Origin of the sequence: Pseudomonas sp. SG20052, assembly GCF_031766055.1 — a bacterium.
In the GTDB taxonomy this organism is placed as follows: domain Bacteria; phylum Pseudomonadota; class Gammaproteobacteria; order Pseudomonadales; family Pseudomonadaceae; genus Aquipseudomonas; species Aquipseudomonas mandelii.
Genome location: NZ_CP134498.1, coordinates 4,524,797 through 4,540,295, shown reverse-complemented (window position 1 = coordinate 4,540,295; position 15,499 = coordinate 4,524,797). Strand labels below are relative to the sequence as shown.

Sequence of the window (15,499 nt, the reverse complement as noted above, 5' to 3'; positions counted from 1 at the left end):
ATTTTATGAGCTTGAATCCAAGAGACGTCGTGATTGTCGACTTCGGTCGTACTCCGATGGGCCGCTCCAAGGGCGGCATGCACCGCAACACCCGCGCCGAAGACATGTCGGCGCACCTGATCAGCAAATTGCTGGAACGCAACGTCAAGGTTGATCCGAACGAAGTCGAAGACGTGATCTGGGGCTGCGTAAACCAGACCCTGGAGCAGGGCTGGAACATCGCTCGCATGGCGTCCCTGATGACGCAGATCCCGCACACTGCTGCCGGCCAGACCGTCAGCCGTCTGTGTGGTTCTTCGATGAGCGCGCTGCACACTGCCGCACAAGCGATCATGACTGGCAACGGTGACGTGTTCGTCGTCGGCGGCGTCGAGCACATGGGCCACGTGAGCATGATGCACGGTGTCGATCCGAACCCGCACATGTCGCTGTACGCGGCAAAAGCCTCGGGCATGATGGGCCTGACCGCTGAAATGCTGGGTAAAATGCACGGCATCACTCGCGAACAACAGGACGCTTTCGGCGTGCGCTCCCACCAGCTCGCTCACAAGGCGACCCTGGAAGGCAAGTTCAAAGACGAAATCATCCCGATGCAAGGCTACGACGAGAACGGTTTCCTGAAACTGTTCGATTACGACGAAACCATTCGTCCGGAAACTACCCTGGAAAGCCTGGCGGCTCTGAAGCCAGCGTTTAACCCCAAGGGCGGCACCGTGACAGCCGGTACTTCGTCGCAGATCACCGATGGTGCTTCGTGCATGATCGTGATGTCGGCACAGCGTGCACAGGACCTGGGCATCCAGCCGCTGGCGGTTATCCGCTCGATGGCGGTGGCAGGTGTGGATCCGGCAATCATGGGCTATGGTCCAGTACCGGCCACTCAGAAAGCACTGAAACGTGCGGGCCTTGGCATTAACGATATCGACTTCTTCGAGCTCAACGAAGCTTTCGCTGCACAGGCCTTGCCAGTGCTGAAAGATCTGAAAGTGCTCGACAAGATGAACGAGAAGGTTAACCTGCACGGCGGCGCGATCGCCCTGGGTCACCCGTTCGGTTGCTCCGGTGCCCGTATTTCCGGCACTCTGCTGAACGTGATGAAGCAGAATGGCGGCACCTTCGGGGTTGCCACCATGTGCATTGGTCTCGGCCAAGGCATCTCCACCGTCTTCGAACGCGTTTAAGCGTTTCGTTGACGGAAGCCGGGGCCAAGTGCCCCGGTTTTTGTTTTTCTGAATTTATTTTTTGTTTTTATTTTTAAAAGATTTGAGTGAGGGCCAAACCATGCCGATACAACCTGGGCTCTACCAGCATTACAAAGGTCCGCAGTACCGCGTATTCAGCATTGCGCGGCATTCGGAAACCGAGGAAGAAGTGGTCTTCTACCAAGCCCTGTATGGCGATTACGGCTTTTGGGTGCGTCCCTTGAGCATGTTCCTGGAGTCGGTCGAGGTTGACGGCGAACAGGTGCCACGCTTTGCTTTGGTGCAAGCCGAACCGAGCCTTTTTTCGAAGGCATAAGCTGAGTGCGCGCAGGACCCTGCGCTTGACCTCACCTTGTAGCCACTATATATAGCGGTGCCGCGTCAGGCGCCAACCGCCTTTCACTTCTAGAATTCAGGAATTTTCTGATCCATGGGCAAATCGCTGGTCATTGTGGAATCCCCGGCTAAGGCCAAGACCATCAACAAGTATCTGGGTAACCAATACGTGGTGAAGTCGAGTATCGGCCATATCCGAGACCTGCCCACCAGCGGTTCGGCTAGCGCCAGCAAAGAGCCTGCCGCCAAGCGCGGCAAGGCCGCCGCGGGTGAAGGTCCGGTGCTCACGCCGAAAGAGAAGGCGCGCAAGCAGCTGGTCTCGCGCATGGGTGTCGATCCCGATCATGGCTGGAAAGCCAAGTACGAGATCCTCCCGGGCAAGGAAAAGGTCATCGAAGAGCTGCGCCGGCTCGCCAAAGATGCTGACACCATCTATCTCGCAACCGACTTGGATCGCGAGGGGGAAGCCATTGCCTGGCACCTGCGCGAAGCCATCGGTGGTGACGACAGCCGCTACAAGCGCGTGGTGTTCAACGAAATCACCAAGAAAGCGATTCAGGAAGCCTTCTCCAAACCGGGCGAGCTGGACATTGACCGTGTCAACGCACAACAGGCGCGTCGTTTCCTGGACCGCGTGGTGGGTTACATGGTTTCGCCACTGCTGTGGGCCAAAGTCGCCCGTGGCCTGTCCGCCGGTCGCGTCCAATCGGTTGCCGTGAAGCTGGTGGTCGAGCGTGAGCGTGAAATCCGCGCGTTCAACCCCGAAGAATACTGGGAAGTCCACGCCGACCTCGGCACCGCCAAGGGCGCCACCGTGCGCTTCGACGTGGCTCGCGAGAAAGGCGAAGCCTTCAAGCCGCTCAACGAAGCCCAGGCCATGGCCGCGCTGGAGAAGCTCAAGGCTTCCAGCTACAGCATCGTCAAGCGCGAAGACAAGCCGACCAGCAGCAAGCCGTCGGCGCCGTTTATCACGTCCACCCTGCAACAGGCTGCGAGTAACCGCCTGGGCTTCGGCGTGAAGAAAACCATGATGATGGCCCAGCGTCTGTATGAAGCCGGCTACATCACGTATATGCGTACCGACTCCACCAACCTCTCGGCCGATGCCGTGACGATGGCGCGCACCTATATTGAAGGCGAGTTCGGCAAGAAGTACCTGCCGGAAAACCCGAATGTCTACAGCAGCAAGGAAGGCGCACAAGAGGCTCACGAAGCGATTCGTCCGTCTGACGCCAATACCGAGCCAAGCAAGCTGTCGGGCATGGAGCGTGATGCAGAGCGGCTCTACGAGCTGATCTGGCGCCAGTTCCTCGCGTGCCAGATGCTGCCAGCCCAATACCTGTCAACCACGGTCACCGTCGGTGCCGGCGATTTCGAGCTGCGCGCCAAGGGTCGCATCCTGAAGTTCGACGGCTACACCCGGGTCATGCCGCAAATTGCCAAGCCTGGCGATGACGACGTGCTGCCGGACATGGCCCAGGGCGACGCGATGAAGCTGATCAAGCTTGATCCGACCCAGCACTTCACCAAGCCGCCGGCGCGTTACTCGGAAGCGAGCCTGGTCAAGGAGATGGAAAAACGCGGCATCGGTCGTCCTTCGACCTACGCCGCGATCATTTCCACCATCCAGGACCGTGGCTACGTTGCGCTGCACAACCGTCGTTTCTACTCGGAAAAGATGGGCGACATCGTGACCGAGCGTCTGGCCGAGAGCTTCTCCAATCTCATGGACTACGGCTTCACCGCCGGCATGGAAGAGAACCTCGATGACGTGGCCCAGGGCGAACGCGACTGGAAAAACGTGCTCGACGAATTCTACGGCGACTTCAAGAAGAAACTCGAAGTAGCCGAAAGCGCCGAAGGCGGCATGCGCGCCAACCAGCCGGTGATGACTGATATCCCGTGCGTGTTGTGCGGGCGTCCGATGCAGATTCGTACCGCATCGACCGGCGTGTTCCTGGGTTGCTCGGGTTACAGCCTGCCGCCGAAAGAACGCTGCAAGGCCACTGTCAACCTGGTACCGGGCGATGAAATCGCGGCGGACGACGAGGGTGAATCGGAATCCCTGGTACTGCGCGGCAAGCACCGTTGCCCGATCTGCAGCACGGCGATGGACGCCTACCTGCTGGATGAGAAGCGCAAGCTGCACATCTGCGGTAACAACCCGGATTGCGCTGGTTATGAAATCGAAGAGGGCACCTATCGCATCAAGGGCTACGAAGGTCCGAGCCTGGAATGCGACAAGTGCGGCAGCGAGATGCAGCTCAAGACCGGCCGTTTCGGCAAGTTCTTCGGTTGCACCAACGCGACGTGCAAGAACACCCGCAAACTGCTGAAAAGCGGTGATGCGGCGCCGCCGAAGATGGATCCGGTGAAGATGCCTGAGCTGAAATGCGAAAAGGTCAACGACACCTACATCCTGCGCGACGGTGCTTCCGGCCTGTTCCTGGCGGCCAGTCAATTCCCGAAAAACCGCGAGACGCGTGCTCCGCTGGTCATGGAAATTGTGCCGCACAAGGATGAGATCGATCCGAAGTATCACTTCCTCTGCGAAGCGCCGAAGAAAGATCCGGACGGCCTGCCTGCGGTGATCCGCTACAGCCGCAAGACCAAAGAGCAGTACGTGCAGACTGAAGTCGACGGTAAGCCGACTGGCTGGAAGGCGTACTACGACGGCGGCAAATGGACGGTCGAAGACAAGCGTCCAGCGAAGGTCGCTAAGGCTTAACAGGTGCTGTACTGAAAAGGCCGCATGACAACCTACTGGTTTTCATGCGGCCTTTTTGTTTTGTGCTTGCGGTAGGATCGGCGGATCCACGACACTGTCTGACCTGCGTGAAGCAATTATTTCGTTGTGGAGGCTGCCGTCATGGCCCACGAACTCTATACCCGTACCAACCAGAAGATTTATTTCGCCGGCCTGTCGCTGGAAGCGCTAGCCAAGGCCGAAGAGGGGCGGGCGATGAACTCCCTGGCGCTGATTCAGGCTGGGCGCGAGTCGACGTTGTTTCACCTGTACGGTGCGTTGCTGGGGCTGTGCCATGAAATCGCCGGCTTCTACCGCTTGCCTCAGGCCAATGCACCTCGGGCAGAAATGTTGCTGACACGCGAAGTGCTGGAAGCCATCGCCATTCCCGAGATGGCTGAGATGTTCGAGCTGGCCCAGAATCCGGAAACCTGGCTGGCGAAGCTGCTGGCGGCTCACGCGGCGATGTTTCAACCGCCTCGCGCTCCGCATAAGCCCAAGGGCGACGTGACTCAGCCGCTCATCCTGGCCGTTAACCTGGATGAGGAAGACGTGCCTGAGGAATTGAGTCGCGAAGAGCTGGAGAGCTGGCGTCAGAACCTCAAAGGGTTGGCGATCCGGTTTCGCGAAGGTTTGAACGAGTGCTGATCGACTGAGAGCCGGCGGCGCGATTAAAAGCGCTGCTGGTCAAGTTACCGAGCGAAGCCTGGCCGATGCCTATATAATCCCCGCCTTTCGTGGAGAACAGACCTTTATGCCAACGTCCTTTCTAGAAATTGTCGAGTTACCAGACGGCCGGATTGAGCTGCGCAGGGCCGAGGACGAGGGTTCTCTGGTTACTTTGGATTTCTCCGAGGATGCCAAGGCTTTCCTGCAGGGCCAACACGTGGAAGTCGCCAAGGCGATGTTGAGCGTGGGTGTTCAGATGGCAGGACGCCTGGTTGAAGGCGAATTTAATACGGATGAGAGTTCGCGGGTCCTCCACTGATCCCATTCGTCGCTTTCTGTTAATACGGTTACGAACCGGCTTCTCTATCCTTTGAGAAGCCCCGCGCTTTGCGTTGCGCGCATTATTGATACATTAACCCAAGCGAATATTCAGGCTCTGCGCATCTCCGGTACGGGCTGCGCTGATCAACTGTTGCCGTGAGTTTGCGTTCAATGGGTTGAGCCAACTGACAACCGTATGGCTGCGGCCCAGGCGCAAGGCTTCGCAGGTCAACTGCTGAGCGCTCTGAGTGCCGCGAGGTTGCAGCAGCAGGATGCGTTCGCGGTTAAGACCGGCGTCCCGCAACCACGTCTGAGTCAGGCTGGCGGGCGGGGCGATCAGTGTCAGCCACCGCGCGTCTTGATCCTGACTCAATTCACGAAGAATCGGCGCCAAAAGGTTCAAGCAATTCCCGGCCGCACCACGTAGTGAAAGCTCGCTGAAGACTTCGGGTTCGGCGTTCCAGGGCGACTCGACCACGTCTTTCAGGATCGGGGCCAACGGCTGCACCATGAATGCCTCGAACAACGGCAGTTGTGCTTGCTGCGATGTGTGTGGGAACTGCATAAAGCCTCCTTTAGCGGCGAATGACGCCGACACTCAAGCCTTCAATCACCAGTTCCTGATCTTTCAGGTTGACTTCGATAGGGGCGAATTCAGGGTTTTCGGCAATTAACCAGACCTTGCTGCCATCTCGCTTGAAGCGCTTGACGGTCACTTCGTCACCGATCCGCGCCACGACGATCTGGCCATTGCGGGCTTCCCGGGTGGTGTGGACGGCCAACAGGTCGCCGTCGAAAATGCCGACGTCCTTCATGCTCATGCCATGAACGCGCAGCAGATAGTCAGCACGCGGATGGAAGAAGGCAGGGTTGATGTTGCAGGACTCCTCGATGTGCTGCTGGGCCAGAATCGGCGCACCGGCAGCCACTCGGCCAATGATCGGCAGAGTAGACTCGTCGGCCTTGGCTTCGAAGCCCGGAATGCGGATGCCACGGGAAGCGCCCGGGGTCATCTCGATTGCACCCTTGCGGGCCAGCGCCTTGAGGTGTTCTTCCGCCGCGTTAGGCGACTTGAAACCCAGTTCCTGAGCGATTTCCGCACGGGTCGGCGGGTAGCCGTTGTCTTCGAGGCAGCGTTTGATGAAGGCCAGAATCTCTGCTTGGCGTGGCGTCAGCTTTAGCATATTGATCGCTCTGTCTTTTTATACAGTGACTGGGATTATATACAGTGGAACGGTCTTGGCAATGCCCCTTTTTTCGCCGGCCGCTGGACGGTCGATCAGCCAGCTGATTAAAGCCTCGCCGTTGTATGGTTAAATAGCTGACCGACCATTCCCAAAACGAACCGGCAGGCTTGACAATGCACAGGCTGAAACGTATGTTTCAAACAAGTGTTTGTCAGGCGGAGTAGCCATGGCCCAGTCGGAAACCGTTGAACGCATTCTTGATGCTGCCGAGCAGTTGTTCGCGGAAAAAGGTTTCGCCGAAACCTCGTTGCGTCTGATCACCAGCAAAGCCGGTGTCAATCTGGCGGCGGTGAATTATCACTTCGGTTCGAAGAAGGCGCTGATCCAGGCTGTCTTCTCGCGCTTTCTCGGGCCATTTTGCCTGAGCCTTGATAAAGAGCTGGAGCGGCGTCAGTCCAAGCCTGAAAACAAGCCGACACTCGAAGAGTTGCTCGAGATTCTCGTTGAGCAAGCCCTCGTCGTGCAGCCGCGCAGCGGCAACGATCTGTCTATCTTCATGCGCTTGCTGGGGTTGGCGTTCAGTCAAAGCCAGGGCCACCTGCGTCGTTATCTGGAAGACATGTACGGCAAGGTGTTCCGCCGCTACATGATGCTGGTCAACGAAGCCGCGCCGCGTATTCCGCCGATCGAACTGTTCTGGCGCGTGCACTTCATGCTCGGCGCTGCGGCGTTCAGCATGTCCGGTATCAAGGCGTTGCGCGCCATTGCCGAGACCGATTTCGGCGTTAACACCTCCATTGAGCAAGTGATGCGTCTGATGGTGCCGTTCCTGGCCGCAGGCATGCGTGCCGAAACCGGCGTCACCGATGTGGCCATGGCCACCGCACAACTGCGTCCGCGCAGCAAGTCGGCCCCGGCTGCCGCCAAGGTTTAGCCGCGCACGGGTGGGCGCGGCGACTGACATCCGCTAAGCTAGCCGCCCATGCCGACTCTCGTTCTGAACCCGCTTCCCATTGATGTCGCCGACCTGCCGGGCACAGCCCAAGGCGGCGAACGCGTGCGCGCCGGGTTTTTCGTTATCAAGGAATCTCTATGACTGCTGGCCTGCAAGGCTCGTTGATGGTGGACGTCGCCGGTACCTGGCTGACGGCCGAAGATCGCCAATTGTTGCGTCAGCCCGAAGTGGGTGGCCTGATCATTTTCGCCCGTAACATCGAAAATCCGCGTCAGGTGCGCGAGTTGAGCGCTGCGATCCGCGCCATTCGTCCCGACCTGCTGCTGGCGGTGGATCAGGAAGGCGGTCGCGTTCAGCGTCTGCGCCAAGGCTTCGTGCGGCTGCCGGCCATGCGCGCCATCGCCGACAATCCGAACGCCGAATACCTGGCCGAGCAGTGCGGCTGGATCATGGCCACCGAAGTGCTGGCCGTTGGCCTCGATCTGAGTTTCGCCCCGGTGCTGGACCTGGATTACCAGCGCAGCGCCGTCGTCGGCACCCGTTCGTTTGAAGGTGACCCGGAGCGCGCAGCGCTGCTGGCGGGTGCATTCATTCGCGGCATGAACAGCGCCGGCATGGCTGCCACCGGCAAGCATTTTCCCGGTCACGGCTGGGCCGAGGCGGATTCCCACGTCGCGATCCCGAACGACGAACGCAGCCTCGATGAAATCCGCGCCAACGACCTGGTGCCGTTCGCCAGATTGAGCAAACAACTGGCCGCCGTCATGCCAGCCCACGTTATTTACCCGCAAGTCGATTCCCAGCCGGCCGGGTTTTCCCGCCGCTGGTTGCAGGACATTTTGCGCGGTGAGCTGCAATTCGATGGTGTGATCTTCAGTGACGACCTGTCCATGGCCGGTGCCCACGTGGTAGGCGATGCCGCCAGCCGTATCGAGGCCGCGCTGACCGCTGGCTGCGACATGGGCCTGGTGTGTAACGACCGCGCTGCAGCGGAGCTGGCCTTGAGCGCTGCCCAGCGCTTGAAGGTCAAGCCATCCGAGCGCATTGCGCGGATGCGTGGCCAGTCGTATGCCAACACTGAATACCGTCAGAACCCGCGCTGGCTGACTGCCATAGGCGCGCTTAAAGAAGCTCAACTGATTGAATAAGGACTTTTCGTTATGACGGTTTACGCGATTATCGGTGGCACCGGCCTGACCCAACTCGAAGGCCTGAACATTCGTCAGTCGCTGGCGGTGGACACGCCCTATGGCGCGCCTTCGGCCGACGTGCAGATTGGTGAATACGCCGGCAAGGAAGTGCTGTTCCTCGCCCGCCACGGTCACCCGCACCGTTTTCCGCCGCATCAGGTGAATTACCGCGCCAACCTTTGGGCGCTGAAACAGGCGGGTGCCGAGGCGATCCTCGCGGTCAACGCCGTGGGCGGAATTCATGCTGCAATGGGTACTGGGCACTTTTGTGTGCCTCATCAGTTGATCGACTACACCAGCGGTCGCGAGCACACCTATTTCGCTGGCGACCTGGATCACGTCACCCACATCGATTTCAGCTATCCCTACAGCGAACCACTGCGCCAGCAATTGATCGCGGCATTGGCGGCTGAAGGCGTCGATTACAGCAGTCAGGGCATCTACGCCTGCACCCAGGGCCCACGTCTGGAGACCGTCGCTGAAATCGCAAAACTGGAACGCGACGGCTGCGACATCGTCGGCATGACCGGCATGCCGGAAGCGGCGTTGGCCCGTGAGCTGGAACTGGATTATGCGTGTCTGGCGCTGGTAGTGAACCCGGCAGCCGGCAAGTCCACGGCGGTGATCACCATGGCCGAGATCGAGCAGGCGTTGCAGGACGGGATGGGCAAGGTCAAGTCCACGTTGGCGCGGGTGTTGGCGGGTTGAGTATCAGCGGTCGGATTAGGTGCCTGGCTGCTTTACGATTCAATGAGTTTCAAGCGGTGTTGATGTCGTGACCACAATAACTGAGCAACTTCATGCGCTACCCTGGGCGGAGGTGTTCAGCCATCGTGCTCTGGAAAAAGCTCGCAGGTACGCGGATGAGGATCGGATAACGATCCGTCAAATTGATGACCTCATGGTTATCGCTACGTGCATCGGCTCCCAGGCGCAGGCATACGAGCAGGTCATTGAGCTCACTGAAGATCGGCGTGGGCAAGCGCAGCTCCAATGCGTTTGCTCCTGTCCTGTCATGTTCAATTGCAAGCACTGCGCCGCAGTCATCTATCACCTGCAAGAACATCCCGTTAACGCGCCTGAAAGTGCCGTCCAGGTTCACTTGAATCGTGAACTGGAACGCTGGATCGACGGTATTCCTTCTGCAAGCAATCCCCCTGACGAGTCGGCGCAGGGAGCAGGCACGCGCCTGTTTTACAAACTCAGGGCAACATCCTCTGCCGGGAAATGGACGCTGGAAATTTTCAAGGCCCATCAGCTCAAGGACGGCCGCCTGCAAGACATCAAGCCGGTGTACTCGCTGTCGGATACGCTGATTCGGCAACCCGGTTACCTGACCGAACTGGATCTGCGGATCGCCAGATTGTTGGTCGCCGTTCACTCCCACCACGCCCATTACGCCGGCTACCCCTTGGAAGGCAGCAGTGGGGTGGAACTTATCGAAATGCTGTTGCGAACCTCGCGCCTTTTCCTTGACCTCGAACAGCCACAACCCCTGACGCCGGGAATGAGAAGAACAGGTCAATTTTCCTGGGCCGAACAATCCAATGGCAGTTTTCGCCCTCAATGGAGCAGCGACGAAGCGCCAGTGGAAACGATCCTGGCCCTGGAACCCTTGTATTATCTGGATCGCGAGCGGCTGCAAGTCGGTCCGCTGTTCAGCGAGCTGGACGAAAAGCTGGCCCGTCACTTGTCATTGGCTCCCGATATTCCTGCAGGTCAGGCGATGCAGTTCAGCCAGCGGATGACCGCTGCGACCCGGGCAGCACCACCTCCGTACGCCCTGACGGAACGGGTCGTCGAAGGCATTTTTCCTCAGGCTCGCCTGACGCTCGCCAGCGGCAAGCGTTACGTCCGCTGGCAGTACGAGCCAGAGCACCGGGCTGCATTGGCGTTTACCTACAACGGCCATCCGACGTCGGACCGAAACCCGGAGGTGCTGATCCTTTCGGGTACCGAAATCCAGCGCATCCAGCGCAACCCTGTCGCTGAAAAAGCCTTGCGCCAAGCCCTGCAAAAACATGGCTTTAAAAAGGCCACACGCAAAAGCAACCTGGATCGTCCAGGCGAAATGTTCGCCCTGCCGGATGACGCGGCCTGGCTTGCTTTTGTGCACCATGGCATCCCGGCGCTGCGGGAGAAAAACTGGCTGATCGATATCAGCGATAACTTTGAGTTCAACGTGCACCCCGTCGAACAGTGGTATGCAGAAGTCGAGGAGGAGTCGGGGCGCCAGTGGTTCGATTTGCAGCTGGGCATCGTCGTCAACGGCGAGCGTCATAGCCTGTTGCCCATCCTGCTGCATTTGCTACGTAGCCAGCCACAGTTGATGGAACCTGCGAGCTTGGCCCAGCGCAATGATGACGAACAGCTACTGATTGAACTTGGCGATGGGCGTTTCGGTGGTAAATCCCATGGCAAAGTCGCACTCCCTTTTGGCCGGATAAAACCGCTGATGGCGACCCTTGGCGAGTTGTACCTGGGTAAACATCTGGGCGACTCGTTGCGTTTGAGTGCTCCGGATGCGGCGCGGCTGAGTGCGCTGGAAGGCATTCCGCTGGTCTGGCAGGGCGGTGAACGACTGCGCAGTTTTGCAAAGCGTTTACGGGAGTCGATCCATGCTCATGTCCCGGCGCCCGAGGGCCTGAACGCGACGCTACGACCTTATCAGCTGGAAGGGCTGAACTGGATGCAAACCCTTCGAGAACTGGAGGTCGGCGGTATTCTCGGCGACGACATGGGCCTGGGGAAAACCCTGCAAACCCTGGCTCATCTGCTGACAGAAAAACAGGCCGGGCGGCTTGATCGTCCGGCACTGGCTGTGATGCCCACCAGTCTGATCCCCAACTGGCTTGACGAATCGCAGCGCTTTACCCCGCAGTTGAAGGTCTTGGCACTGCATGGTGCGGCGCGGCAAAAAGACTTTGCCAGTCTTGCCGAATACGACTTGGTATTGACCACCTACGCGCTGTTGCCGCGCGATCTGGAGGTTTTACAGCCTCAGGTCTGGAGTGTGCTGATTCTCGATGAGGCGCAGAACATCAAGAATCCGGTCAGCAAAGCGGCTCAAGCAGCCCGAGACCTGCAGGCCCGCCAGCGATTGTGTCTGTCCGGCACCCCGCTGGAAAATCATCTCGGCGAGTTGTGGTCGCAATTTCACTTTTTGCTGCCGGGCTGGCTTGGCGACAGCAAAACCTTCAATCGCGACTACCGCACGCCGATCGAGAAGCAAGGCAATAACGAACGGATGCAACATCTGACGGCCCGGATAAAGCCCTTTTTGCTACGTCGCAAGAAAGATCAGGTGGCAACCGAATTACCACCGAAAACCGAGATTGTGCATTGGGTTGATCTCAGCGATGGGCAGCGGGATGTGTATGAGACCGTGCGCGTAGCAATGGATAAGAAGGTGCGTGACGAAATTGCCCGCAGTGGTGTCGGGCGCAGTCAAATCATCATCCTCGATGCATTGCTAAAGCTGCGTCAGGTGTGTTGCGATCTGCGGTTGATCAAAGCGCCGCTCACCGCCAAAGCCCTTCGTTCTGGCAGTGGGAAACTGCACAGCCTGATGGAGATGCTGGAAGAGTTGCTCAGCGAAGGCCGCAAGGTGCTGCTGTTTTCACAGTTCACTTCGATGCTCGCCTTGATTGAGGACGAGTTGCAGCAACGTGGTCGGGGTTACTCGTTGTTGACGGGTGAGACGACGGATCGGCGCACACCGGTCAAGGACTTTCAGAGCGGTAAAGTGCCGCTGTTTCTGATCAGTTTGAAGGCTGGCGGCACAGGTCTGAACCTGACAGCTGCGGATACAGTCATCCATTTTGATCCCTGGTGGAACCCTGCGGTCGAAAACCAGGCGACTGATCGGGCCTACAGGATCGGGCAAAACAAACCTGTGTTCGTCTACAAGCTGATAGCCCGTGGCACCGTAGAAGAAAAAATTCAGGCATTGCAGTTGGAGAAGGCCGCGCTGGCCGGGGCGGTGCTTGAAGGTGGAGCGACGGGTGGCTGGAAGCTTGAGCAGAGTGACATTGAAGCGCTGTTTGCGCCGTTGCCAAATCTCAAGTCCTGATTTCCGATCTCTTGACTGAAAACGAATTGACCCTATCGCGGGCAAGACACGCTTCCACAGGATGATCGCTGAACCTGTGGGCGCGTGGCTTGCCCGCGAAATCGATCTGCCGGGCGCCGCAGACCTCAGCGCTTCTCGAGCTTATCCGGCAACGGCGCAAACAACGCTTCAATATCATCGCTCTGCAACTTCCAGTCGCCAGTCTTGCGCCCATCCAGCACACCGGCCGCCAGGTCGGATTTTTCCTTTTGCAGGTGCTGAATCTTCTCTTCCACCGTGCCGCGGGCAATCATCTTGTAGACGAACACCGGCTTCTCCTGGCCGATGCGATACGCCCGATCTGTCGCCTGATTTTCCGTCGCCGGGTTCCACCAAGGATCGTAGTGGATCACCGTATCCGCTTCCGTCAGGTTCAAACCGACACCGCCTGCCTTCAAGCTGATCAGAAAGATCTGACGCTTGCCGCTCTGAAAGTCCTTCACGGGGGCGCGGCGGTCACGGGTCTGTCCCGTCAGCAACGCGTATTCAACACCGCGTTTCTTCAGTTCGACCTCGATCAACGCCAGCATCGACGTGAATTGCGAAAACAGCAAAATCCGCCGACCTTCCTCAAATAGCTCATCCAGCATTTCCATCAGGCTGTCGAGCTTGCCCGAGGTACTGCCGCGAGTCGGCGGCACGGCATCGTTGACCAGGCGCAAGTCGCAGCACACCTGGCGCAGTTTCAGCAGCGCTTCAAGAATGATGATTTGGCTGCGCGCCACGCCTTTGCGAGTGATCTCGTCGCGGACTTTCTTGTCCATCGCCAGGCGCATGGTTTCATACACATCGCGCTGGGCTTCGTTGAGCTCGACCCAATGGATGATCTCGGTCTTCGGCGGCAATTCCGTCGCGACCTGCTCCTTGGTCCTGCGCAGCAGGAACGGTTTGATCCGACCGTTGAGGTGCTGAAGTCTGACTTCACTGGCGCGTTTTTCAATCGGTACGCGGTAATCGCGGTTGAAGCTTTTCACGTCGCCAAGCCAGCCAGGCAAGAGGAAGTGGAACAGCGACCACAGCTCGCCGAGGTGGTTTTCCAGCGGCGTGCCACTCAGGCACAGGCGCTGGCGCGCATTCAGCTCGCGGGCGGCGTGGGCGGCCTTGCTGTTGGGGTTCTTGATGTATTGCGCTTCGTCCAGTACCAGCACGTGCAGCGGCTGCGCGGCCAGGCGTTCGACGTCCTTTGGCAGCAGTGCATAGGTGGTGAGGATCAGGTCGTAATCGACCAGGTGATCAAAGTGTTTTTTGCGACTGGCGCCGTACAGCGCCAGCACTTTGAGCTGTGGCGTGAAGTGCGCGGCTTCATCGAGCCAGTTCGGGATCAGGCTGGTGGGCATCACCACCATGCACGGCCGGTCGAGGCGTCCGGCGTTCTTCTCACTAAGAATATGCGCTAGCGTCTGTAGGGTTTTACCCAGGCCCATGTCGTCCGCGAGAATTCCGCCGACTTCCAGTTGCCGCAGCGACTGCATCCAGCTCAAGCCTTCCAGCTGATATGGGCGCAAGGTCGCGTTCAAGCCTTCGGGGGCTGTTGCGGTGTAATCCTTGATGTCCCGCAGGCGCTGGGCAAACGTGCGGATCTGCTCGCCACCTTCCCAAAGCAGCGGCATGCCTTCCAGCGGATTCAGGCGCGTGGCGTCGGCCTTGCTCAGGCGTAGCGTGGTTTCGCCGGGCTCTTGCAGGTAGAACTCGCCAAGCGTCGCCAGCACCGGTTTCAAGCGGCCGAAGGGCAGGGCGACCTGCAAGGGGCCGTGCTGGGAATTCGGGCGGTTGGGAATGTTCACCAGAATCAGTTCGTCGTCGCGTCGGCGGGCGAGGCGTTCCGGATTGAGGATTTCGGTGTGGGAGCGCATCAGGTTCAGCAGGATCGGCAGCAAGCTCAAGCGCTCGCCGTTGACGATGATCCCCAGCTCCAGATCAAACCAGTCGCGCTCCGGTGCCTGCTCGACGGTGGCGTACCAATCGTCCACGGCGGTCAGGTCGAAGCCGAAATCTTCATCGATCTGCAGCTCCCAACCTTGAGTGCGCAGTTTCGGCAATTCATTGAGGGTGAAGGTCAGCCAGGCGCTGTCGTTGACCATTTCATAGAGTTCGCCAGCGCTTTCCGGCAAGGCCTTGCTTTGTCGGGTGGCGATCTTGAAACCGAGAATTCGCAGCTGCTCCCGGTAGGCCTGTTCGACTTCCGGGTGGCGTTTTATCCGTAGCGTCTGGGTTTCCTGGCGAATCAGTACATCGGCGTTCTTCTGCCCGGAAACGTACTCGTCCAGATAGCTGAACGACAGCGCCGCCCGATGCTGGATGTAGCGCTGCATCTTGCCGTTGCGTGGTTCGAAGGCGCTGAACTCGATGCTCGCCAGCCACAGGCGCGGTATCGGTTGCACGTTGTCCACAAGGACTTGGGGTGGCGCCTTTGGGCTGCGGTTTTCCAATACCGCCTGAAGTTTTTCCAGCAGTTCGGCGTCTTGTGCGGCGGCGGGGTAGGCGAGGGTTTCCTGCACCTTCAGCAGCACCGCCGCGCAATGTTTGCAGTTGACGTGAACCGGGCATGTGCACGTGGCGTCGACCATCAGCAAGGTCGCTTTGGCCGACTCCCGCAGGCGAATGGTCTGGCGGTACACGTTACCGCCAGAGCCTTCGCAAGCGGCGACGATCGTGGCATCGCCAGCCTCGACGATCCTGACGCGGTTCTCCAGCGCGTAGCGACGGCCACGCTCCAGGCTCTGTTCCTTGAATCGGCTGACCCAGGAAGGTGCCAGGGGTTTGCTCAGGGTCGCTGACATAG

General features: G+C 59.0%; 13 protein-coding genes. 9 read left to right on the top strand and 4 right to left on the bottom strand.

Annotated features, from left to right (window positions below):
* Nucleotides 1-5: 5 nt before the first annotated feature.
* The 5 genes from fadA to RHP74_RS20840 all read left to right on the top strand — a co-directional run bounded on the left by fadA (nucleotide 6) and on the right by RHP74_RS20840 (nucleotide 5,272).
* The gene (gene fadA, locus RHP74_RS20860) at nucleotides 6-1,181 is read left to right on the top strand and encodes an acetyl-CoA C-acyltransferase FadA (RefSeq protein WP_010456360.1); all 1,176 of its coding nucleotides are present in this window, start codon (nucleotides 6-8) and stop codon (nucleotides 1,179-1,181) included.
* 100 nt (nucleotides 1,182-1,281) lie between these two features.
* Entirely contained in the window at nucleotides 1,282-1,518 is a 237-nt protein-coding gene (locus RHP74_RS20855) for a DUF1653 domain-containing protein (RefSeq protein ID WP_017337558.1), read from the top strand.
* A 114-nt stretch (nucleotides 1,519-1,632) separates the two neighbouring features.
* Nucleotides 1,633-4,266: a type I DNA topoisomerase gene (gene topA / locus RHP74_RS20850; protein WP_010456356.1), complete on the top strand. Its 2,634-nt coding sequence runs from the start codon at nucleotides 1,633-1,635 to the stop codon at nucleotides 4,264-4,266.
* A gap of 141 nt (nucleotides 4,267-4,407) precedes the next feature.
* Nucleotides 4,408-4,932: a DUF6586 family protein gene (locus RHP74_RS20845; RefSeq protein ID WP_083376185.1), complete on the top strand. Its 525-nt coding sequence runs from the start codon at nucleotides 4,408-4,410 to the stop codon at nucleotides 4,930-4,932.
* A 106-nt stretch (nucleotides 4,933-5,038) separates the two neighbouring features.
* Nucleotides 5,039-5,272 (top strand): hypothetical protein, encoded by a 234-nt coding sequence (locus tag RHP74_RS20840; protein ID WP_010456352.1) that lies wholly within the window; start codon nucleotides 5,039-5,041, stop codon nucleotides 5,270-5,272.
* A 93-nt stretch (nucleotides 5,273-5,365) separates the two neighbouring features.
* Here RHP74_RS20840 and sulA read toward each other — a convergent pair whose 3' ends face one another.
* Together sulA and lexA are read right to left on the bottom strand one after the other, a co-directional pair.
* Nucleotides 5,366-5,839 carry an SOS-induced cell division inhibitor SulA gene (sulA, locus tag RHP74_RS20835; protein ID WP_010456350.1) on the bottom strand — a complete coding sequence of 158 codons (474 nt, stop codon included), beginning with the start codon at nucleotides 5,837-5,839 and terminating at the stop codon, nucleotides 5,366-5,368.
* A gap of 10 nt (nucleotides 5,840-5,849) precedes the next feature.
* Complete coding sequence (lexA, locus tag RHP74_RS20830) at nucleotides 5,850-6,458, bottom strand: transcriptional repressor LexA (protein ID WP_007944149.1); 609 nt, start codon at nucleotides 6,456-6,458, stop codon at nucleotides 5,850-5,852.
* A gap of 229 nt (nucleotides 6,459-6,687) precedes the next feature.
* Here lexA and RHP74_RS20825 point away from each other — a divergent pair, with 229 nt between their 5' ends.
* The 3 genes from RHP74_RS20825 (at nucleotide 6,688) to RHP74_RS20815 (ending at nucleotide 9,314) form a co-directional block, all read left to right on the top strand.
* The gene (locus RHP74_RS20825) at nucleotides 6,688-7,395 is read left to right on the top strand and encodes a TetR/AcrR family transcriptional regulator (protein WP_010456345.1); all 708 of its coding nucleotides are present in this window, start codon (nucleotides 6,688-6,690) and stop codon (nucleotides 7,393-7,395) included.
* A gap of 170 nt (nucleotides 7,396-7,565) precedes the next feature.
* Nucleotides 7,566-8,564: a beta-N-acetylhexosaminidase gene (nagZ, locus tag RHP74_RS20820; RefSeq protein ID WP_169857079.1), complete on the top strand. Its 999-nt coding sequence runs from the start codon at nucleotides 7,566-7,568 to the stop codon at nucleotides 8,562-8,564.
* Nucleotides 8,565-8,576: 12 nt separating this feature from the next.
* A complete protein-coding gene (locus tag RHP74_RS20815; protein ID WP_083376188.1) occupies nucleotides 8,577-9,314 on the top strand; it encodes an S-methyl-5'-thioinosine phosphorylase in 738 nt (245 codons plus the stop codon).
* A 97-nt stretch (nucleotides 9,315-9,411) separates the two neighbouring features.
* On the opposite strand, the gene RHP74_RS20810 is transcribed toward RHP74_RS20815, so the two are convergent.
* The gene (locus RHP74_RS20810; protein WP_311096222.1) at nucleotides 9,412-9,600 is read right to left on the bottom strand and encodes a hypothetical protein; all 189 of its coding nucleotides are present in this window, start codon (nucleotides 9,598-9,600) and stop codon (nucleotides 9,412-9,414) included.
* A 21-nt stretch (nucleotides 9,601-9,621) separates the two neighbouring features.
* Between RHP74_RS20810 and RHP74_RS20805 the strand changes: the two genes are divergently transcribed.
* The gene (locus RHP74_RS20805; RefSeq protein WP_311096221.1) at nucleotides 9,622-12,678 is read left to right on the top strand and encodes a DEAD/DEAH box helicase; all 3,057 of its coding nucleotides are present in this window, start codon (nucleotides 9,622-9,624) and stop codon (nucleotides 12,676-12,678) included.
* A gap of 125 nt (nucleotides 12,679-12,803) precedes the next feature.
* Here RHP74_RS20805 and RHP74_RS20800 read toward each other — a convergent pair whose 3' ends face one another.
* Nucleotides 12,804-15,497 (bottom strand): DEAD/DEAH box helicase, encoded by a 2,694-nt coding sequence (locus tag RHP74_RS20800; RefSeq protein ID WP_010456335.1) that lies wholly within the window; start codon nucleotides 15,495-15,497, stop codon nucleotides 12,804-12,806.
* Nucleotides 15,498-15,499: the final 2 nt, after the last annotated feature.